The 19195-nt window shown below is 71.1% G+C and carries 19 protein-coding genes; 12 read left to right on the top strand and 7 right to left on the bottom strand.

Features of this window, described 5'->3' with window-relative positions:
• Positions 1–73: 73 nt before the first annotated feature.
• Positions 74–745 (top strand): response regulator transcription factor, encoded by a 672-nt coding sequence (locus tag ACVHNB_RS07055; protein WP_428952262.1) that lies wholly within the window; start codon positions 74–76, stop codon positions 743–745.
• Positions 742–2163 (top strand): ATP-binding protein, encoded by a 1422-nt coding sequence (locus ACVHNB_RS07060; protein ID WP_456227636.1) that lies wholly within the window; start codon positions 742–744, stop codon positions 2161–2163. Before ACVHNB_RS07055 ends, ACVHNB_RS07060 begins: the two co-directional genes overlap by 4 nt.
• Positions 2164–2239: 76 nt before the next feature.
• Here ACVHNB_RS07060 and ACVHNB_RS07065 read toward each other — a convergent pair whose 3' ends face one another.
• From ACVHNB_RS07065 to ACVHNB_RS07080, 4 genes are all read right to left on the bottom strand, one after another.
• A complete protein-coding gene (locus ACVHNB_RS07065; RefSeq protein ID WP_428952260.1) occupies positions 2240–2716 on the bottom strand; it encodes a MarR family winged helix-turn-helix transcriptional regulator in 477 nt (158 codons plus the stop codon).
• Positions 2717–2845: 129 nt separating this feature from the next.
• A complete protein-coding gene (locus ACVHNB_RS07070) occupies positions 2846–3595 on the bottom strand; it encodes an AIM24 family protein (RefSeq protein ID WP_428957546.1) in 750 nt (249 codons plus the stop codon).
• A 23-nt stretch (positions 3596–3618) separates the two neighbouring features.
• Positions 3619–4269: an AIM24 family protein gene (locus ACVHNB_RS07075; RefSeq protein ID WP_428952259.1), complete on the bottom strand. Its 651-nt coding sequence runs from the start codon at positions 4267–4269 to the stop codon at positions 3619–3621.
• On the bottom strand, positions 4269–4907 hold the full coding sequence (locus tag ACVHNB_RS07080; RefSeq protein ID WP_428952258.1) for an AIM24 family protein: 639 nt from the start codon (positions 4905–4907) through the stop codon (positions 4269–4271). The genes ACVHNB_RS07075 and ACVHNB_RS07080 overlap by 1 nt, the downstream gene beginning before the upstream one ends.
• A 139-nt stretch (positions 4908–5046) precedes the next feature.
• Between ACVHNB_RS07080 and ACVHNB_RS07085 the strand changes: the two genes are divergently transcribed.
• The 4 genes from ACVHNB_RS07085 (at position 5047) to glxA (ending at position 9528) form a co-directional block, all read left to right on the top strand.
• Entirely contained in the window at positions 5047–5400 is a 354-nt protein-coding gene (locus ACVHNB_RS07085) for a DUF3817 domain-containing protein (protein ID WP_428952257.1), read from the top strand.
• The gene (locus ACVHNB_RS07090) at positions 5397–5693 is read left to right on the top strand and encodes an MTH1187 family thiamine-binding protein (protein ID WP_428952256.1); all 297 of its coding nucleotides are present in this window, start codon (positions 5397–5399) and stop codon (positions 5691–5693) included. The genes ACVHNB_RS07085 and ACVHNB_RS07090 overlap by 4 nt, the downstream gene beginning before the upstream one ends.
• Before the next feature lie 112 nt (positions 5694–5805).
• Positions 5806–7557, top strand: a complete 1752-nt coding sequence (locus tag ACVHNB_RS07095) for a glycosyltransferase family 2 protein (protein WP_428952255.1) — start codon at positions 5806–5808, stop codon at positions 7555–7557.
• Positions 7558–7560: 3 nt separating this feature from the next.
• Positions 7561–9528, top strand: a complete 1968-nt coding sequence (glxA, locus tag ACVHNB_RS07100) for a radical copper oxidase GlxA (RefSeq protein ID WP_456227637.1) — start codon at positions 7561–7563, stop codon at positions 9526–9528.
• Between the two features lie 28 nt (positions 9529–9556).
• Here the strand turns inward: glxA and ACVHNB_RS07105 are convergent, their stop codons facing one another.
• Positions 9557–10594, bottom strand: coding sequence for a glycoside hydrolase family 6 protein (locus ACVHNB_RS07105; protein WP_428952253.1), 1038 nt, complete (start codon positions 10592–10594; stop codon positions 9557–9559).
• A 172-nt stretch (positions 10595–10766) separates the two neighbouring features.
• Between ACVHNB_RS07105 and ACVHNB_RS07110 the strand changes: the two genes are divergently transcribed.
• The 4 genes from ACVHNB_RS07110 to ACVHNB_RS07125 all read left to right on the top strand — a co-directional run bounded on the left by ACVHNB_RS07110 (position 10767) and on the right by ACVHNB_RS07125 (position 14759).
• Positions 10767–11276, top strand: coding sequence for a MarR family winged helix-turn-helix transcriptional regulator (locus ACVHNB_RS07110; RefSeq protein ID WP_428952252.1), 510 nt, complete (start codon positions 10767–10769; stop codon positions 11274–11276).
• Between the two features lie 56 nt (positions 11277–11332).
• The gene (locus ACVHNB_RS07115) at positions 11333–11674 is read left to right on the top strand and encodes a DUF3817 domain-containing protein (protein ID WP_428952251.1); all 342 of its coding nucleotides are present in this window, start codon (positions 11333–11335) and stop codon (positions 11672–11674) included.
• Between the two features lie 83 nt (positions 11675–11757).
• The gene (locus ACVHNB_RS07120) at positions 11758–13458 is read left to right on the top strand and encodes an acyl-CoA mutase large subunit family protein (RefSeq protein WP_428957545.1); all 1701 of its coding nucleotides are present in this window, start codon (positions 11758–11760) and stop codon (positions 13456–13458) included.
• A 215-nt stretch (positions 13459–13673) separates the two neighbouring features.
• On the top strand, positions 13674–14759 hold the full coding sequence (locus tag ACVHNB_RS07125) for an alpha/beta fold hydrolase (protein WP_456227638.1): 1086 nt from the start codon (positions 13674–13676) through the stop codon (positions 14757–14759).
• An 18-nt stretch (positions 14760–14777) separates the two neighbouring features.
• Here the strand turns inward: ACVHNB_RS07125 and ACVHNB_RS07130 are convergent, their stop codons facing one another.
• Complete coding sequence (locus ACVHNB_RS07130; RefSeq protein WP_456227639.1) at positions 14778–16148, bottom strand: sensor histidine kinase; 1371 nt, start codon at positions 16146–16148, stop codon at positions 14778–14780.
• On the bottom strand, positions 16145–16858 hold the full coding sequence (locus ACVHNB_RS07135) for a response regulator transcription factor (RefSeq protein WP_428952248.1): 714 nt from the start codon (positions 16856–16858) through the stop codon (positions 16145–16147). The genes ACVHNB_RS07130 and ACVHNB_RS07135 overlap by 4 nt, the downstream gene beginning before the upstream one ends.
• A gap of 88 nt (positions 16859–16946) precedes the next feature.
• Here ACVHNB_RS07135 and ACVHNB_RS07140 point away from each other — a divergent pair, with 88 nt between their 5' ends.
• Both ACVHNB_RS07140 and ACVHNB_RS07145 read left to right on the top strand, forming a co-directional pair.
• Positions 16947–18080, top strand: coding sequence for a UDP-N-acetylglucosamine--N-acetylmuramyl-(pentapeptide) pyrophosphoryl-undecaprenol N-acetylglucosamine transferase (locus ACVHNB_RS07140; protein WP_456228846.1), 1134 nt, complete (start codon positions 16947–16949; stop codon positions 18078–18080).
• A complete protein-coding gene (locus tag ACVHNB_RS07145; RefSeq protein WP_428952247.1) occupies positions 18077–19075 on the top strand; it encodes a GDP-mannose 4,6-dehydratase in 999 nt (332 codons plus the stop codon). Before ACVHNB_RS07140 ends, ACVHNB_RS07145 begins: the two co-directional genes overlap by 4 nt.
• Positions 19076–19195 lie beyond the last annotated feature (120 nt).

The following is a 19195-nucleotide window of genomic DNA, read 5'->3' on the forward strand; positions in this document are numbered from 1 at the left end:
GACTGAGTGATCCTGAAGCCCCGCTGAAGAAGCCTGAAGGAGTCTTCAGGTTCGGCCTGCCACCCTTGCCCGTATGCGCCTACTGATCGTCGAGGACGAAAAGCGGCTCGCCCTGTCGCTGGCCAAGGGGCTCACCGCCGAGGGCTACGCCGTCGACGTGGTCCACGACGGGCTCGAGGGACTGCACCGCGCGAGCGAGGGTGCCTACGACCTGATCGTCCTCGACATCATGCTCCCCGGCATGAACGGCTACCGGGTCTGCGCCGCCCTGCGCGCCGCCGGCCACGACGTGCCGATCCTGATGCTCACCGCGAAGGACGGCGAGTACGACGAGGCGGAGGGCCTCGACACCGGCGCCGACGACTACCTGACGAAACCCTTCTCGTACGTCGTCCTCGTCGCCCGGGTGAAGGCGCTGCTGCGGCGCCGGGGGAGCGCGGGCAGCGCCTCGCCCGTGCACACCGTCGGGCCGTACGCGGTGGACACCGCCGCCCGCCGGGTCACCCACGCCGAGAACGGTGAGGTCGCCCTGACCGCGAAGGAGTTCTCCGTCCTGGAGCAGCTCGTGCAGCGGGCCGGTGAGGTGGTGTCCAAGAGCGACATCCTCGAGCATGTGTGGGACTTCGCGTACGAGGGCGATCCGAACATCGTCGAGGTGTACGTCAGCGCCCTGCGCCGCAAGCTCGGCGCCTCCCTCATCCGCACCGTGCGCGGCGCCGGGTACCGGCTGGAGATCCCCCGGTGAGGCGGGTCTTCGGCTCGGTCAGGGCGCGCGCGGCGCTCGCCGCCACGCTCGTGGTCGCCCTCGCCCTCGTCGCGGCCGGCGCCGCCGTGCTGCTCGCCCTGCGCACCAACCTCACCGAGCAGGCGGGCAGCGCCGCCGACTCGGGGGCGCGCCGCGTCGCCACGTCCCTGGCCACCGGGACCGGGCCCGGCGAACTGGACCTGGACGACGAGGACCAGCCCGTCCAGGTCGTCGACGAGGACGGCAGACTGCTGGCCGCGTCCGAGGACCTGGAGCGGATCGAGGGGACCGGCACGAGCGCGGTGCGGCCCGTGCCGGCCCGGACCGACGACGACGGGGACGACTCCGGCGACGATGACGACCGCGGCCGCGGCAAGGTCTCCGACCGGACCGCGTACCACGAGGGCAGCGCGACCGTCGACGGCGACAGCGCCGACTACCGGTTCGCCGAGGTGGAGGTCGAGGACACCGCGTACGGCGAGCTGACCGTGTTCGCGGGCGCCCCGCTGTCGGCCGAACAGGGCGCCGTGTCCACGGCGTTGACCGCCATGCTGATCGGCTTCCCGGTGCTGCTCGTGGTCGTCGGCGGCGTCACCTGGCTGGTGACGCGGCGCGCGCTGCGGCCCGTCGAGGGCATCCGCGCCGAGATGGCCGCCGTCACCGCGTCACAGGACCTGGCGCGCCGGGTGCCCGAGCCGGACACCCATGACGAGGTGGCGCGGCTGGCGAGGACGACGAACGAGACGCTCGCGGCCCTGGAGCACTCGGTCGAGCGGCAGCGCCGGTTCGTCGCGGACGCCTCGCACGAGCTGCGCAGCCCGATCGCGAGCCTGCGCACCCAGCTCGAAGTCGGCGCCGCGCACCCGGAGCTGCTCGATGTGGAGGGCGCCGTCGAGGACACCGTACGGCTGCAGGAGCTGGCCGCCGATCTGCTGCTGCTGGCCCGGCTCGACGCGGGCGAGAAGCCCGGCGGCGCGGGTGTCGACCTGGCCGCGCTGGTCCGCGAGGAGCTCTCCCAGCGGACCGGGGACCGTCTCCCGGTCACCGTGGACATCCGGGGCAGTGCCCAGGTCACCGGCTCCCGGGGCCAGTTGGCGCGGGTGCTCGGCAATCTGGTGGACAACGCGCAGCGGCACGCCCGCACCGGCGTCCGGGTCACGCTGACCGTCGGGGGCGCCGCCGGGGACCGGGTGAATCTTGCCGTCGCCGATGACGGGGACGGCGTGCCCGAGAGCGAGCGGGAGCGGATCTTCGAGCGGTTCGTGCGGCTCGACGACGCACGCTCCCGGGACGGCGGCGGGGCGGGTCTGGGCCTTGCCATCGCCCGGGACGTGGCCGTGCGGCACGGCGGCACGCTGACGGTGCGCAGCGCGCCGGAGGGCGGGGCCCTGTTCGAACTCGGGCTGCCCGTCGGCTAGTCGGGAAAAATCGCCGTGCTGCGACGGGGCCCGGAGAAGGTCGGCGGTCCTCCGTGGCCCCGGGGATTCGCAACTGTCACGGTTTGCCGCGCTGCGAACGCAAGTGCTCGGCGATGGGGCTGAGTGCCTTGTGGAGGTTGCTCAGGCCCTCCGGCGGGACGAGGTCCACGAAGTGCTGCCGCACGGACGCCACATGGTGCGGGGCGACCTTCTGCATGGTCTCCATGCCGAAGTCCGTGAGCACGGTGTAGAGGCCGCGCCGGTCCGACTCGCAGTTCTCGCGGCGCACCAGGCCCGCGTTCTCCATGCGGGTGATCTGGTGCGAGAGCCGGCTCTTGGACTGCAGGGTCGCCGCAGCCAGGTCGCTCATCCGCATCCGTTGGTCCTCGGCCTCGGAGAGGTTCACCAGGATCTCGTAGTCGTTCATCGTCAGGCCGAAGGGCTGGAGATCCTTCTCCAGCTGGTAGTTCAGCAGCCTGTTGACCTCCAGGTGGGTGCGCCAGGCGCACTGTTCCTCGTCGGTCAGCCACTGCGTGGCCGTTTCGGTCTCCATGAAATCGATTCTACCTAAGAAGTTGAAAGGCGAACGAACGTGGGGATTGTGACGCCTCCCACCCCGGTGCGCCCGCGGGCCGCACGGAAAGGGGTCACGCGTTCGACGTCACACTCCGCAGACTACCGCTCACAGCCCGAAGCGACGCTGGAGGTCTCCGAGCTGTCCGGGAAGACGCGGTGCCGCCGGCTGGCCCGTGGCGCCGGCCGGGCCGGCGCCCGGGACGCCCGCCTGGTGAGGCACGTCACCCGCCACCCGCTCCGGCATCAGCGCCTCACTGGACTGCAGCAGGACCGTCCCCGCGCCCACGAACTCGAACTGGTGCTCCTCGCCGGAGACCCCGCCGACGCCCGTCATCGCACGTAGACCGCCGATCACGCCGGTCAGATAGCCGTGGTCGTAGTGGTGGCACGGCGACGGACAGTCGGCCCAGCCGACGAGGGCCTGCGGATCCACCCGGATCGGCGGCTCCATGAACACCACCGGACCATTTGATGCCGCAACGAATTTGCCGGTGCCAATGAGTGTCAGAAAGCCCGGCACGATGGACTGCTTCAGCGCGAGAGTTGGCTGAAAAGCGAGCAGATTGCCCGCGCGGATGGTCAGGTTGCCGTCATCGAGGTCGTACGAGTTCACATCGAAGGCCCGGTCCGCGAGCAGCATCTTGCCGCTGCCCTCCGCCACCACCCAGTCGCTCGCGTGCAACGGCGAGTGGAACGACGTACGGATCAGCCGGTCGAGCCGGCCGTGCCCGATGCCGTTGAACTCCATGCGCCCGTAGTAGGCGATCATCTTGCCCTTCTGCAGGAACCACTGGCTGTTCTTGAGTTCCACGCAGAAGGTGTACGCGTTGACGTTGTCGTCGACGGGCAACGTCATGGGGTCGAAGACCACAGGGCCGGTCACAGCTTCTCCTCCGAGGCCTGGACGTACACCGCGCCGTTCCCGCTGAGCTCCAGCTGGAACGCCTCGCCGCTGCCGCGGCCCACCATGTCCCGCCAGCCGAGCGCCGTGGACAGCTTGTTGCGCACGTCGCCGTGGTGGGCGACGTACGCCTGCGGGTCGACATGTACGGCCCGCCCGGGGGTGATCGGCACCTCGATGACGCCGCCGTGCGCCATCACGGCCACGGCCCCCTGACCCTTGAGCGTCGTCGTGAAGAGCCCCTGCCCGGTGACCTGCCCGCGCACCATGCCCATGACGCCGCCCTGCGCGCCCATGAACATCGTGCCCTGCTGCAGCGACCCGTCGAAGGCGAGCAGCCGGTCCGCCTCCACGTACAAGGTGTCGCCCGACAGGCTGATCACCTGCACATGGTGGCCGCCGTGCCCGAACAGCACGGTCCCGCTGCCCTCGACGGTCATCAGCGGCGTCGCCTCGTTCGCGACCCGCCGCCCGAGCATGGACATCAACCCCCCTTGCCCGCCCTGGAGGTTGGGCGTGAAGGAGACGTCCCCCTTGTACGCGAGCATCGCGCCGCGCTGGCTGTAGAGGCGCTGCCCGGGCAGGACGGTCGCCTCGACCATCTTCGAGTTGATCTCACGGAAAGGCATCAGACGTCCCCCGCGATCGTGTTGCGCTCGCTGGGCTGGACGTAGACGAGCCCGTCGCCCTCGAACCGGATCTGGAACGCCTCGCCGCCGCCTTCCCCCAGGAACGTACGGAAGGTGACGCCCGACTGGAACGACTGGTGCAGATTCCCCTGGTGCGCGATGTACGCGCCCGGGTCGACGGTCAGCGGGTGGTCGCGGCCGACCCGGAGCACCACGGCCGGACCGTCGCTCATGATCGCCGCCTGGCCGTGCCCCTCGACGGTCGTGGTGAACAGGCCGTTGCCCTGGGAGGCGCCGCGCATCCCCGTGAAGGAGGTCCCGGTCCGCAGGCCCGCGTCCGTGCACAGCAGATTGCTCGACTCGACGTACAGCCTGTCCCCGCGCAGATCCACCAGGTTGATCTCACTGGCCCGGTCGGCGAACCAGCAGGTCCCCTGGCCCTTCACCTCCATCACCACCATCTGCTCGCCGGTGATGCGCCGGGTCACCATGCCCCGTATCCCCTCGCCACCCCCGCTCAGCTTCTTGAACGTCATCCGGCCGTCGTAGGCGACCATCGATCCGTTCTTCGCCTTGACGCTGTCGCCCGTCATGTCGACGGCCAGCATCTTGCTGCCCTGGAGTCGGAACGTTGCCACGAGGTCGAAGGTAGCTGGCGCGGGGAGCCCGCCGACAGGCCCCGACGGGCGCGATGCCACAATGGGAAACGCTTGTGCGTACATTCACAAGATCAATGACCGCTTGCCCGTAGCCCGCCGCTTCTGCCGAAGGTGCCCCGTGGACATCAAGACCGCCTCCGCCCTCCGACGCCTCCGCCTGGTCTCCGCGCCCGAGGCCGTCTCGTTCATCCTGCTGCTCGTCTGCTCGGTCCTGAAGCGCACGACCGAGTTCAACGCGGTGCCGGTGATGGGCATGGTGCACGGCGTCCTGTTCGTGCTCTACGTCCTCTTCTGGCTGGACGCGTGGAACCGCGCCAAGTGGGGCTTCGGCCGGGCCGCGCTCTACTTCGTCCTGTCCGTCCTGCCGACCGGCGGCTTCTTCGCCGAGCGCAAGCTCAAGCGGGAGGCCGAGACCGCGGTCGACGCGGCCATCGCCGCCCGCGCCCGCCAGGAAGGGATCGTGAACGCATGATCGTCGCCTTCTCCGTGACCCCGCTCGGGGTCGGCGAGGACGTGGGGGAGTACGTCGCCGACGCGGTCCGCGTGGTCCGCGAGTCCGGCCTCCCGAACAGCACCGACGCCATGTTCACCTCCGTCGAGGGCGAGTGGGACGAGGTCATGGACGTCGTCCGGCGCGCCGTCGCCGCGGTCGAGGAGCGGGCGCCGCGGGTCTCCCTGGTCCTGAAGGCCGACATCCGGCCCGGCGTCACCGACGGCCTGACGTCGAAGGTCGCCACCGTGGAGCGGCATCTGGCCGACGGCTGAGCCGTCCGCGTTCTTTACCTCACTCGTACGCGCCCTCTGGTTCGACACGCCGAGAAATCTCACCTTTTGTGAGGGTATCGGCACGCTCGATCACCAGAACCTGGAGGGCGCTGTGCGGCCTGAGGGCTATGACTACGACACCTACAGCAGAATCGCGGGGCCGCTCACCGAGCCGCCGCGCGACCGCGGCTACAAGGTGCAGTACATATCGCTGCTCTCGCGTGAGCCCCACCGAATACGCGCCGTCCTGCTGATGACCCTGGCGCCGGTGCTCACCGGGGTGCTGCTCGTCTATCTCGTGTGGCCCACCCACTGGGTGGAACGCGAGGGCGGCGAGAGCTGGCTCGTCTCGCTCGACATCGCGATGCTCGTCGCGATCGGGCTCATCGAGCTGTTCATGCTCATCAACGTCATCTCGATCGCCCACGCGACGATGGTGGCCAGGGACCCCGTGCCCGTCGTCCCCGAACGGGGCACCCGGGTCGCGTTCCTGACGACGTACGTCCCCGGCAAGGAACCCCTCTCGATGGTGCGGGCCACCCTCGAAGGGGCCGTGCGCCTCACCCACGACGGGCCGCTCGACGTCTGGCTGCTGGACGAGGGCAACGACGAGACCGCCAAGGCGCTCTGCGCCGAACTCGGCGTCCGCCACTTCACCCGCTTCGGCGTCCCGGAGTGGAACCAGAAGAAGGGCGCCCACAAGACCCGCACCAAGCACGGCAACTACAACGCCTGGCTCGCGATGCACGGCGAGGACTACGACTTCTTCGCCTCCGTCGACACCGACCACGTGCCGCTCCCCGAGTTCCTGGAGCGGATGCTCGGCTACTTCCGCGACCCGGACGTCGCCTTCGTCGTCGGACCGCAGGTCTACGGCAACTACACCTCCCCGGTCACCAAGGCCGCCGAGTCCCAGCAGTTCCTCTTCCACGCGCTGATCCAGCGCGCCGGGAACCGCTACCGGGCGCCCATGTTCGTCGGCACCAACAACGTCGTACGGATCAGCGCCCTGAAGCAGATCGGCGGACTCGTCGACTCGATCACCGAGGACATGGCGACCGGCTTCGAGATCCACCGCCACAAGAACCCGCGCACCGGCCACAACTGGCGCTCCGTCTACACGCCCGACGTGCTCGCGGTCGGCGAGGGGCCCGCCTCCTGGACGGACTTCTTCACCCAGCAGATGCGCTGGTCGCGCGGCACGTACGAGACGCTGTTCAAGCAGTACTGGAAGGCACCGTTCTCGATGCCGCCGGGCCGTCTCTTCTCGTACACGATGATGCTCGTCTACTACCCGATGACGGCCGTCAACTGGCTGCTCGGCGTGCTGAGCTGCGTGCTGTTCCTGTGGTTCGGCGCCTCCGGCACCGAGGTCTCCGCGTCCGTGTGGCTCATGCTCTACAGCGACGCGGCCGCGCTCCAGATCGGCCTCTACCTGTGGAACCGGCGGCACAACGTCTCGCCGCACGAACCGGAGGGCTCGGGCGGTCTGGCCGGTATGGCCATGTCGGCGATCTCCGCGCCCATCTATCTGAAGTCGCTCGGCGCGGCCCTGCTGCGCCGCCCCAGCCGCTTCGTCGTCACCCCCAAGGGCGGCGACGCCAGCCCCGACCGGGTGCTGACGTTCCGTATCCATCTCTTCTGGGCGGCCGTGCTCGCCACGTCCCTCGCGGCGTCCGTCGTCCTCGTCCACACCCATGTGGCCATGCGCACCTGGGCGGCTCTCGCGCTGTGCATCGCGCTCGCGCCGGTCGCGGTGTGGGCCGTCTCGCAGCGCCGGGCCGCCCCCAGGACCGAACCGGAGCCGGCCCCCATCACCGTCACGCGGCGGGTCACCAGCACGACGAGTACAGGAGGGAACTGAGTCATGGCCTACCGGCCTTCCAAGCGCATGAAGAAGACGGTCCTGGGAGCGGGCGGTATCACCCTCCTCGTCGGCCTGAACGCCCCGGCCGCCTGGACCTTCGCCTCCGAGCAGTACTACGACTGGAAGATCGCCCAGCCCGGCTACCAGGCGAAGTACGGCTCGTGGTCGTCGGTCGACATCCCCGAGGAGTTCCGCACCAACGCCATCCACGCGACGCTCCTGCACACCGGCAAGGTGCTGATCGTCGCCGGGTCAGGCAACGAGCAGAAGAAGTTCGACGCGGGCTCCTTCGACACCGTCCTGTGGGACCCGAAGGCGAACACCTTCAAGAAGATCGCCACCCCCGAGGACTTCTTCTGCTCCGGGCACGCCCAGCTCCCCGACGGGCGGCTCCTGGTGGCGGGCGGCACCGCCCGCTACGAGCTGCTCGACGGCGAGGTCAAGCGGGCCGGCGGCGGCATGCGGGTCAAGAACGAGAGCCCGGACAAGGAGGTCGTGCTGAAGAAGGGCACCAGGTTCCGCTCGCCGTCGGGCGTCACGTACGTCTCGCAGTTCGACGTCACCGTGCCCAAGGCGAAGCGGTCCTTCGACATCACGTACAACCGGGTCGGCGTCATGCAGCCCTGGAAGACGAAGATCAAGGCGAGCGAGGCCCGCGTCTTCGTCCAGGCCACCCAGGACGGCAAGCAGTTCGAGACGAAGAAGCAGGCGCAGTACGAGGTCGAGGGCCTCAGGGGCGACGAGGCCGACAACGTCTACGGGCTCTCCGAGAAGATCACCATGGACAAGGAGGACTTCCAGGGGATCAGGGCGGCCTACGAGTTCGACCCCGTCGCCGAGAAGTACGTACCGGTCGACCCGATGGAGAAGGCCCGCTGGTACCCGACCCTGGTCGGTCTGGAGGACGGCAAGGTCCTCGCGGTGTCCGGGCTCGACGACGTCGGTGTCATCGACCCCGGCGACAACGAGATCTACGACCCGAAGACGAAGAAGTGGACGATGGGGCCCAAGCGGTACTTCCCCACCTACCCCGCTCTCTTCCTCACCAAGGGCGGCAAGCTCTTCTACCCGGCCTCCAACGCCGGGTACGGGCCGGCCGACAAGGGCCGGGTGCCGGGCCTGTGGGACCTGAAGACGAACAAGTTCGAGAAGGTGCCGGGCCTGACGGACACGGACCAGACGGAGACGTCGGCGTCACTGATGCTGCCCCCGGCGCAGGACCAGAAGTTCATGATCCTGGGCGGCGGCGGGGTCGGCGAGTCCAAGAAGGCGACCTCGCGCACGGCGGTGGTGGACTTGAAGGAGGACAACCCGTCCTTCAAGACCGGGCCCCAACTCCCGCAGGGCACGCGGTACTTGAACAGCGTCATCATGCCGGACGACTCCGTGTTCACCACGAACGGCTCCTCCGACTACCGCGGGCGCAGCGCCAGCAACATCCTCAAGGCGCAGTTCTACAGCCCCAAGGACAACGCGTTCCATGACGCCGCGTCCCCGACGGTCGGCCGCAACTACCACTCGGAGGCGCTGCTGCTGCCGGACGGGCGTGTGGCCACCTTCGGCTCGGACCCGCTGTACGACAACGAGCAGAACACCAAGCTCGGCCACTTCGAGCAGCGCATGGAGATCTACACCCCGCCCGCGCTGCACCGCGGCGGCGACAAGCGCCCCTCGCTCGGCGCGGGTCCCGAGACCCTGCCGTCGGACGGCAGGGCCACGTACCGCACGGACCAGGCCGACCGGATCGTCAAGGCGCGGCTGATGCGCCCGTCCTCCGTCACCCACACGACGGACGTGGAGCAGCGCTCGATCGACGTGGGCGTGACGAAGGGCGACGGCTCGGTGACGGTCGACGTCCCCAAGGACCCGACGCTGGTCCCGCCGGGCTGGTACATGCTGTTCGTCTCGGACGCGGACGGTGTGACGTCCGAGGCGAAGTGGGTGAAGGTCGGCGGCGCCGACGACTGAGGAGCGGGGCCCGGGACGGTGGCGGGCGTCAGGACTGCGCGTTGCGGGCCAGCCCCAGCGCGTAGTCCGCCCACCATGTCCCGGCCGCGGGACCGCCCCGGCACGAGCCGTCCGACTCCCCGGGCCGCTTGACCCACAGATACGCGTCGACCAGCGGGTCGCCGGTGTCCGTGGTCGGGGCGGAGCCCAGCGCGCGGCCGGGCGGATTGCACCAGGCGTCCGCCTGGCCGTCCGCGTAGGGGCCGATGCCGTTGCGGCTGGTGTCGACGACGAAGTGGGTGCCGCCCAGCCGCTGCGAGAGCCCGCGCCCGTAGGCCGTGCTCGCCTTGTCCGTCTGGAAGTTGGAGACGTTGAGCGCGAAGCCGTCCGCCTTGTCGACCCCGGCCCGGCGCAGCGGCTCGACGAGCTTGCCGGCGTCGGGGATCCAGGCCGGGTTGCCCGCGTCGACGTACACCTTGGTGTGCGGCTGCTTCTTCAGCCGGTCGATCGCCCCGGAGATCAGCTGGTAGCGCTCCTCCTGGTACTCGGCCGGGGTGCAGCCGTCGACGATGTGCCCGAGCGCGTCGGGCTCCAGGACGACGAGCGCCTTGGCGTCACCGATGCCCGTCGCGAACGCGTCGATCCACTGGTAGTAGAAGGCCGCGTCGTGCGCCCCGCCCGCCGAGTGCTGTCCGCAGTCGCGGTGCGGAATGTTGTACGCGACCAGGACCAGGGTCTTGTCCGACCGCTCGGCCTGCGCCCCGGCCTGCGCGATCGCGGGCCGGGGGTAGTCGCCCGGTGCCCACATGGCCTGAGGGTGCCGGGCGATGCGCCGGATGACGGCAGCGTCGGAGGCGCGGCCCTGCTTCTCCCACTGGTCGGCCTGGACGGCGGCGGCCGAGGCCGGGTCGACCCAGAACGGCGAGGAGTCGGCGGCCTGCTTCGTGGGGGCGGTCTGGCCCCCGGCCTCGGCGGCGGAGTCGGGCCCGCCGCCGTCGGAGCAGCCGGTGGCGAGGGTGGACAGGAGGAGTGCGGCGGTGGCGAGGGCGAGCGTGCGTGCCGGTGTACGGGTGGACGGGACGGACATCCTGACCCCTGGTTCGGAGCGGTTCGATCAACGGCGGATTCCGGCAATCGTGGCATAAGGGACGGCTGTGAAGGGGGATTGCCGCCGCGGCCCAGCGGGCCGTGTGCGAGGCAACCGGCCAAAGAGTGGGACGGGGCTGACCAGCATGTGACCGGCCGGTAGGGTCGGAGGCGTGCCGAAGCCGCTCAGTCTTGCCTTCGATCCGATCGCCCGCGCCGACGAACTCTGGAAGCAGCGCTGGGGATCCGTGCCGTCCATGGGCGCGATCACCTCGATCATGCGCGCGCACCAGATCCTGCTGGCCGAGGTCGACGCCGTCGTCAAGCCCTACGGGCTGACCTTCGCCCGCTACGAGGCGCTGGTGCTGCTCACCTTCTCCAAGGCGGGCGAGCTGCCCATGTCGAAGATCGGCGAGCGCCTCATGGTGCACCCGACGTCGGTCACGAACACGGTGGACCGGCTCGTGAAGTCGGGCCTCGTCGACAAGCGGCCCAACCCGAACGACGGCCGCGGCACCCTCGCCACCATCACCGACAAGGGCCGCGAGGTCGTCGACGCGGCGACCGCCGACCTGATGGCGATGGACTTCGGGCTCGGGGTGTACGACGCCGAGGAGTGCGGCGAGATCTTCGCGATGCTGCGGCCCCTGCGGGTGGCGGCGCACGACTTCGACGAGGAGTGAGCGAGGCCACCGGGCCCGCCTGAAGATCCCGCAAAACGGGCGGTTACGCTCGACCCATGAAGAAGAGCGTGCTGACCCGCTACCGGATCATGGCCTACGTGACCGGTGTGCTCCTGGTCCTCCTGTGTCTCGGCATGATCGCCAAGTACGCGTTCGAGATGGACGGCGCCGGTGACGTCACCCGGGTCATCGCCATCGCGCACGGCTGGCTGTACGTGCTCTACCTGGTGTTCGCCTTCGACCTCGGGTCCAAGGCGAAGTGGCCGGTCGGCAAGCAGCTGTGGGTGCTGATCGCGGGCACCATCCCGACGGCCGCGTTCTTCGTGGAGCGCAAGATCTCCGCGGAGCTGGACGCCAAGGTCGCCGACGGCGACGACGCGAAGCTGGCCAAGGCGTAACACCCCACCGCTCGCACGATGTGCGAGCGGTTGCCCATCGACATTTACTAGGACGTCCTAGTAAATTGGAGTGCATGGGAAGCATGGACGCTGACGCCATCGCAGAGGGCCGCCGCCGCTGGCAGGCCCGGTACGACTCCGCCCGCAAGCGGGACGCCGACTTCACGACGCTCTCCGGCGACCCGGTCGAGCCGGTCTACGGACCACGGCCCGGGGACACGTACGAGGGGTTCGAGCGGATCGGCTGGCCGGGCGAGTACCCGTTCACGCGCGGCCTCCACCCGACGGGCTACCGGGGCCGGACCTGGACCATCCGCCAGTTCGCGGGGTTCGGCAACGCCGAGCAGACCAACGAGCGGTACAAGATGATCCTGGCCGCGGGCGGCGGCGGCCTCTCCGTCGCCTTCGACATGCCGACGCTGATGGGACGCGACTCCGACGACCCGCGCTCGCTCGGCGAGGTCGGGCACTGCGGTGTCGCCATCGACTCGGCCGCCGACATGGAGGTCCTGTTCCGGGACATCCCGCTGGGCGACGTCACGACCTCGATGACGATCAGCGGCCCGGCCGTGCCCGTGTTCTGCATGTACCTCGTGGCGGCGGAGCGGCAGGGCGTCGACCCGGCGGTCCTCAACGGCACGCTGCAGACCGACATCTTCAAGGAGTACATCGCGCAGAAGGAGTGGCTCTTCCAGCCCGAGCCGCATCTGCGCCTGATCGGCGACCTGATGGAGCACTGCGCCGCGTCCATCCCGGCCTACAAGCCGCTGTCGGTCTCCGGCTACCACATCCGCGAGGCCGGTTCGACGGCCGCGCAGGAGCTGGCGTACACGCTCGCGGACGGGTTCGGCTACGTCGAGCTGGGCCTGAGCCGCGGCCTCGACGTGGACGTCTTCGCCCCCGGCCTGTCCTTCTTCTTCGACGCGCACCTCGACTTCTTCGAGGAGATCGCCAAGTTCCGCGCGGCCCGGCGCATCTGGGCCCGCTGGATGCGCGACGTGTACGGGGCGACCAGCGACAAGGCGCAGTGGCTGCGCTTCCACACCCAGACGGCCGGCGTCTCCCTGACCGCCCAGCAGCCCTACAACAACGTCGTACGCACCGCGGTCGAGGCCCTCGCCGCGGTCCTCGGCGGCACCAACTCGCTGCACACGAACGCGCTGGACGAGACGCTCGCGCTGCCCAGCGAGCAGGCGGCGGAGATCGCGCTGCGCACCCAGCAGGTGCTCATGGAGGAGACCGGCGTCGCCAACGTCGCGGACCCGCTGGGCGGCGCCTGGTACGTGGAGCAGCTCACCGACCGCATCGAGGCCGACGCCGAGAAGATCTTCGACCAGATCAAGGAGCGCGGGCTGCGGGCGCACCCCGACGGGCAGCACCCCATCGGGCCCATCACGTCCGGGATCCTGCGCGGCATCGAGGACGGCTGGTTCACCGGGGAGATCGCCGAGTCCGCCTTCCAGTACCAGCAGTCCCTGGAGAAGGGCGACAAGCGGGTCGTGGGCGTCAACGTCCACCACGGTTCCGTCACCGGTGACCTGGAGATCCTGCGGGTCAGTCATGAGGTGGAGCGCGAGCAGGTACGGGTTCTCGGCGACCGGAAGTCGTCCCGGGACGACGCCGCTGTGCGCGAGGCACTGGACCGGATGCTCGGCGCGGCGCGCGACGGGTCCAACATGATCGGGCCGATGCTCGACGCGGTGCGGGCGGAGGCGACGCTGGGCGAGATCTGCGGGGTGCTCCGCGAGGAGTGGGGCGTGTACACGGAGCCGGCCGGGTTCTAGCGGTCTCCCGTCTGCCGGGTGACGTCTCGTTGCCGGGTGCGGGCCGGTGGGGCTTCTCGCGCAGTTCCCCGCGCCCCTGGAGGCGCGAGTAGCCCCCGCCCACCGTTCGCCCGCGACACGACAGAACCAGGCAGACGCAAACGGCATCCCCCGGCCCCGGCAGGGTAGGCGCGGCACGTCACGTACACCCGCCGCCACTGGAGTCACCCGTGCCGATGCCCCGCCCCAGCCGCACCGCAACCACCGCCGCCATAGCCACCCTCGCCCTCCTCGGCGGCGTGGCCATCGGCGGATCCGGCGCGGTGAGCGCGAGTCCGCCGGCGGAGCCGAAGGTGCAGAACACGTTCGACTCCCTCGGCCCGGACGTGCACGCGGCCAAGCTGCCGAGCGGGCGCACCGCGCACTACACCGACTCGGGCCCCGCGGACGGCACCCCGGTCCTCTACATCGGCGGCACCGGGACCAGCGCCCGCGCCGTCCACATGACCGACTTCTTCCGCACCACCAGACAGGATCTGGGGCTGCGGATGATCTCCGTCGAGCGCAACGGCTTCGGCGACACCGACTACGACCCCGCCCTGGGGAAGGCCGACTTCGCCGCCGACGCCCTCGACGTCCTCGACCGGCTCGGCGTGAAGGACTTCAAGGTGGTCGCGATATCCGGCGGCGGCCCGTACGCGGCCGAGCTCGCCGCCAGCGCCCCCGGACGCGTCTCCGCCCTGCACCTCGCCGCCGCGCTCCCGCCCTACGGCACGAAGCCCGCCTACTGCGGCCTGTCCGACGACGCGCTCGCCGCCGCCGTCAAGGACCAGATCAAGGACCCGCGCACGTGGTGGGCCTTCCCGGACGACAGCCCGGTCAAGTCGATCCCCGGCTTCGCCGACACCGCGTACGAGGACGGCGCACGGACGTACAACCAGCGCGGCCAGCAGGCCGACCCGGCGCCGCAGGTGCACGAGCAGAAGCTGTACTGCGAGCGCCCGGGCCCCGACCTGTCGAAGCTCTCCGCGTCCGTCCACCTGTACGGCGGCGACAAGGACACGACCGTCCCGCCCGCCACGCTCAAGACCTGGCGGGCTCAGCTCCCGTCCGGCGCCACCGTGAAGACCCGTACGTACGCCGACTCCGGCCACGACGTCCAGTACCGCCACTGGGACCAGATCCTGGTCGACCTGGCCGGCCGCGCGGACCGCACCGTCGTCTGCCGCGGCAAGCACACCCGCGCCCTCCCGGCGGTCGAGGCGGACCGGCTCGTCGCCAAGAAGCGCGCCACGCTCGGGAGTTGTGCCTGGAACGACTGACGCCCGGCCCGGCAGGCCTCATGCGCGGGGCGGGAACGCCAGCCGGAACAGCGCCCCGCCGCCCGGCGCCGCCTGCGCGGTCAGCTCCGCCCCGTGCGCCTGCGCGATCTGCCGGGCCATCGCCAGACCGAGCCCCGACCCGGGCAGCGCGCGGGACGCCTCGGCGCGGTAGAACCGGTCGAAGACATGGGGGAGGTCCTCGGGCGCGATGCCGGGGCCGTGGTCCCGTACCGTCAAGTCCCCCGCGGACAACGTCACTTCGACCTCGGCGCCCGGCGGGCTGAACTTGGCCGCGTTGCCGAGCAGGTTCGCCAGCAGGCGGGAGAGGCGGGACGGGACGCCGGGGAGCGTGGCCGACGCCGCCTCCGGCGCCACCGTGAGCGTGAAGGCGACCAGCGGCCAGTGGGCGTGGGCCGCCTCCACCGCGTGCGTCACCAGCGGCGCCAGCGCCACCTCCTCGACCAGCGGCCGCGGCTCCTCGTCACGGGCCAGCTCGATCAAGTCGTTGACCAGAGACGTCACTTCATGGATCTGGCGGCCCAGCGCGGCCGAGGCCCGGTCGCGCTGGGTCGGTGTCAGACGGTCCGCGCGGGCGAGGAGCTCCGCGTTCGTGCGCAGCGCGGTCAGCGGCGTACGCAGTTCGTGGGAGGCGTCCGCGACGAGGCGGCGGCGGGCCGTCACCGAGTCCTCCAGCTCGCCCAGCATCGTGTTGAACGAGGCGGCGAGGCGCGTCACCTCGTCCCGGCGGCCCGGCGGCAGGTCGATGCGCAGCCGGGCGTCCCGCGTCTGCGCGATCCGCTCCGCCGTCGCCGTGAGCCGGGCGACCGGCGCGAGACCCCGCCGCGACACCCAGTACCCGCCCGCCGCCGCCAGCGCGATCCCCGCCAGGCTGATCGCGGCCAGCAGCGCGGTCGCCTGCCGCAGCCCTTTCGCCGTCGTGTCCGAACGCAGCGCCACCTGCAGCGCCTTGCCCTCGCCCGCGGTGTACGGGGTGGTGAGCATCCGCACCCGGTGCCCCTGCAGCGTCAGGTCCGTGTAGTACGGGGCCCGCGTGCCCGCCGCGACCTCGCGCGTGCTGTCCGCGACCGGCAGCAGGTACGGCTCCCGCGGGTCGTCCGCCGGGTCCGCGGGGGCGAGCTGCGCGCAGGCCGGGGCCGCCAGGAAACGGCACTCGCCGGACAGCACGCCGGGCGGCTCGCCCCGGTTCTGCTGCGTGGCCAGGGTCGCCGCCTGGGTGAGCTGCAGATCGAGCTGGTGGCCGAGCTCGTAGCGGATCACGGCGTACGAGGCCGCGCACACGCCCACCGTGATCAGCGCGACCGTGGCGGAGGCGAGCAGCGCGAGCCGGGTGCGCAGCGGCGTGCGGTCCTTGATCCGGGCCCGGCTCACGGGGTGCCCAGCCGGTAGCCGACGCCGTGGACCGTGTGGACCAGGCGCGGCTCCCCGGGCGTCTCCAGCTTGCGCCGCAGATACCCCACGTACACCGCGAGGGAGTTGGAGTCCGGACCGAAGTCGCGGCCCCACACCGTCTGCTGGATCACGTCCCGTGGCAGCACCTGCCCGGCGTTGCGCACCAGGACCTCCAGGAGCGCGAACTCCGTGCGGCTGAACTCCAGGGCCCGGCCGCCGCGCCGGCCCGTGCGCGTCGCCGGGTCGAGGACCAGGTCCCCGTAGGCCAGTGCGCCGGGCGAGTCGTCGGGCTCCGGACCCGGTGCCGCGCGGCGCAGCAGCGCCCGTACCCGCGCCGTGAGCTCGTCGAGCGCGAACGGCTTGACCAGGTAGTCGTCCGCGCCCGCGTCCAGGCCGTCCACGCGCTCGCTCACCGAGTCCAGGGCGGTCAGCACGAGCACCGGCGTGCGGTCCCCCACGGCGCGCATCTGACGGCACACGGCGAGCCCGTCCAGGACCGGCATCATCACGTCGAGGACGACGGCGTCCGGCTCCCAGCGGGCGAGCGCGGTCAGCGCCCGCTGGCCGTCCGGCGCGGACGCCACCCGGTAGCCCTCCACCGTCAGCGCGTCCTCGACCGCCGAACGGACCTCGGGGTCGTCGTCCACGACCAGGATCCGAGCCGGGGCGGGTGTGTTCCCTGTCGTCATGGCACAAAGGTGCCAAACCGGGCTCTTAAAACCCTCTTAGAGCGGCCCGCGACGCTCACTTCTCATGCGAAGCGACTCGCGCAGCGCCCTGCGCACCCCTCTGTCCGTCGTCATCGGCGCGGGCGGCACCGGCGGGCACATCTACCCCGGTCTCGCCCTCGCCGACGCGCTGCGCCGGGCCGTCCCGGACGCGGTGATCTCGTTCGTCGGCACCGAACGCGGCCTGGAGACCCGGCTGATCCCGGACGCCGGGTACCGCCTCCACACCGTCGACATGATCCCCTTCGACCCCGCCCTCGGCGCCCGCCGCTACCTCCTGCCCGCGGCGCTGATGAAGTCCGGCGCCCAGTGCAGGGCCGTCCTGCGCGAGCAGGGCGCCCAGGTCGCCGTCGGCATGGGCGGCTACCCGAGCGCGCCGGTGATCGTCGGCGCCCGCTCGGCCGGACTGCCCAGCCTCATCCACGAGTCCAACGCGGTCCCCGGCCGCGCCAACCGGTTCGCCGCCCGCCTCACCCCGCACATCGCCGTCGCCTTCGACCGCAGCCGGGCCCATCTGCCGGGCGGCACCCGGGCGTTCACCACAGGCATGCCGATCGCCGCGGCCCTCGCCGACCTCGACCGGCCGGCCCTGCGGGACACCGCCCGCCGCGCACTCGGCGTCCCCGACGGCGCCCGGCTCGTCCTCGTCAACGGCGGCAGCCTCGGCGCCGCCCGGCTGACCGAGGCGGCGGTGGGCCTGGCCGCGCGCTGGCGCGGCCGCGCCGACGTCCACCTCCTGATCAAGACCGGCCCGGCCGCGCTGGAGGACACCCGGCGCCGGCTGCTCGGCACCTCCGCCGTCGCCGTGCCCTACCTCGACCGGATGGACCTCGCCTACGCGGCCGCCGACCTGGTGGTGTGCCGGGCCGGTTCCGCGACCGTCGCCGAACTCGCCACGACGCGCGTGCCCGCGGTCCTAGTCCCGTACCCGCACGCGCCCGGCGACCACCAGACCCACAACGCGCGGGTGCTCTCCGACGCGGGCGCGGGGCTGCTGCTCCCGGACGCGGAGGCGACCCCCGGCACCCTCGCCGCCCTCGTCGAACCGCTGCTCGCCGATCCGGCGCGGCTCGCGGCGATGTCGTCGGCCGCACCCGCCGGGCCGCACGCCAGGGCGGCCGATCTCCTGGCGGACCACGTACTCGAACTGGCAGGACAATCAAGGGAGTTGCAGTACATATGAGCACCACGTCCACCTGGACCGGCCGGACCGTACTCGTCACCGGCGCCGAGGGCTTCATCGGCTCGACACTCGTCGACCTGCTCCTCGACGCGGGCGCGCACGTCCGGGCCTTCGTCCACTACAAGCCGTACGCGGAGAAGGGCCATCTGGCGCATCTGCTCGACGACCCCCGGGTGGAGATCCTCGCGGGCGACGTCCGCGACCCCGGCCGCGTCGCGGACGCCGTCGCCGGCTGCGACACCGTCTTCCACCTGGCCGCGCTGATCGGCATCCCGTACTCGTACGACTCCCCGGGCGCGTACGTCCAGACGAACGTCGTCGGCACGGAGAACGTCGCCGAGGCCTGCCGCAGGCACGCCGTCCGCCGCCTCGTCCACACCTCCACCAGCGAGGTCTACGGCACGGCGCTCACGGCCCCGATCTCCGAGGAGCATCCGCTCCAGCCGCAGTCCCCGTACTCCGCGTCGAAGATCGGCGCCGACATGATGGCGCTCTCGCACTGGCACGCCTTCGAACTCCCGGTGACCGTGGTCCGCCCCTTCAACACGTACGGCCCGCGGCAGTCCGCGCGGGCCGTCATCCCGACGATCCTGGCCCAACTGCACGCCGGGGCACGGGAGATCAAGCTCGGCTCGCTGACCCCGACCCGCGACTTCACGTACGTCTGCGACACGGCGCGGGGCTTCATGGCGGTCGCCGAGTGCGACCGGGCGCTCGGCCGGGTCGTCAACCTCGGCACGGGCCAGGAGATCTCCATCGGCGACCTGGCCCAGGCCCTGATCACGGCCTCGGGCCGCGACGCCCGCATCGTCTCCGACACGGCACGCCTCCGCCCCTCGGGCAGCGAGGTCCATCGCCTGCTGTCGGACAACACGCGGGCGCGTGAATGGGCGGGCTGGGAGCCGGAGTTCTCGTTGACGGAGGGGCTGAAGCGGACGTCGGAGTGGGTGGCGTCGAACCTCGACCGATTCGCTCCCGCTCGGTACCAGGTCTAGCTCCCCGGTGGTCGGGTGCGGCTTGCGTCGTGGCTGCTAGCGCCCTGCGGCGGAGTCGCTGATCGGATACAGCCCCGCGCCCCTGAGATGCGCACTTCGTGCCGCATCTCATCGATGAGG

Source organism: Streptomyces sp. YJ-C3 (assembly GCF_053891275.1).

Coding starts and splice junctions, on each gene's coding strand:
- ACVHNB_RS07120 (WP_428957545.1), top strand. CDS start 11,758: ATGGACGCTGACGCCATCGCAGAGGGCCGCCGCCGCTGGCAGGCCCGG.
- ACVHNB_RS07135 (WP_428952248.1), bottom strand. CDS start 16,858: ATGACGACAGGGAACACACCCGCCCCGGCTCGGATCCTGGTCGTGGAC.
- ACVHNB_RS07075 (WP_428952259.1), bottom strand. CDS start 4,269: ATGCCTTTCCGTGAGATCAACTCGAAGATGGTCGAGGCGACCGTCCTG.
- ACVHNB_RS07055 (WP_428952262.1), top strand. CDS start 74: ATGCGCCTACTGATCGTCGAGGACGAAAAGCGGCTCGCCCTGTCGCTG.
- ACVHNB_RS07115 (WP_428952251.1), top strand. CDS start 11,333: ATGAAGAAGAGCGTGCTGACCCGCTACCGGATCATGGCCTACGTGACC.
- ACVHNB_RS07090 (WP_428952256.1), top strand. CDS start 5,397: ATGATCGTCGCCTTCTCCGTGACCCCGCTCGGGGTCGGCGAGGACGTG.
- glxA (WP_456227637.1), top strand. CDS start 7,561: ATGGCCTACCGGCCTTCCAAGCGCATGAAGAAGACGGTCCTGGGAGCG.
- ACVHNB_RS07125 (WP_456227638.1), top strand. CDS start 13,674: ATGCCCCGCCCCAGCCGCACCGCAACCACCGCCGCCATAGCCACCCTC.
- ACVHNB_RS07105 (WP_428952253.1), bottom strand. CDS start 10,594: ATGTCCGTCCCGTCCACCCGTACACCGGCACGCACGCTCGCCCTCGCC.
- ACVHNB_RS07145 (WP_428952247.1), top strand. CDS start 18,077: ATGAGCACCACGTCCACCTGGACCGGCCGGACCGTACTCGTCACCGGC.
- ACVHNB_RS07070 (WP_428957546.1), bottom strand. CDS start 3,595: ATGACGTTGCCCGTCGACGACAACGTCAACGCGTACACCTTCTGCGTG.
- ACVHNB_RS07065 (WP_428952260.1), bottom strand. CDS start 2,716: ATGGAGACCGAAACGGCCACGCAGTGGCTGACCGACGAGGAACAGTGC.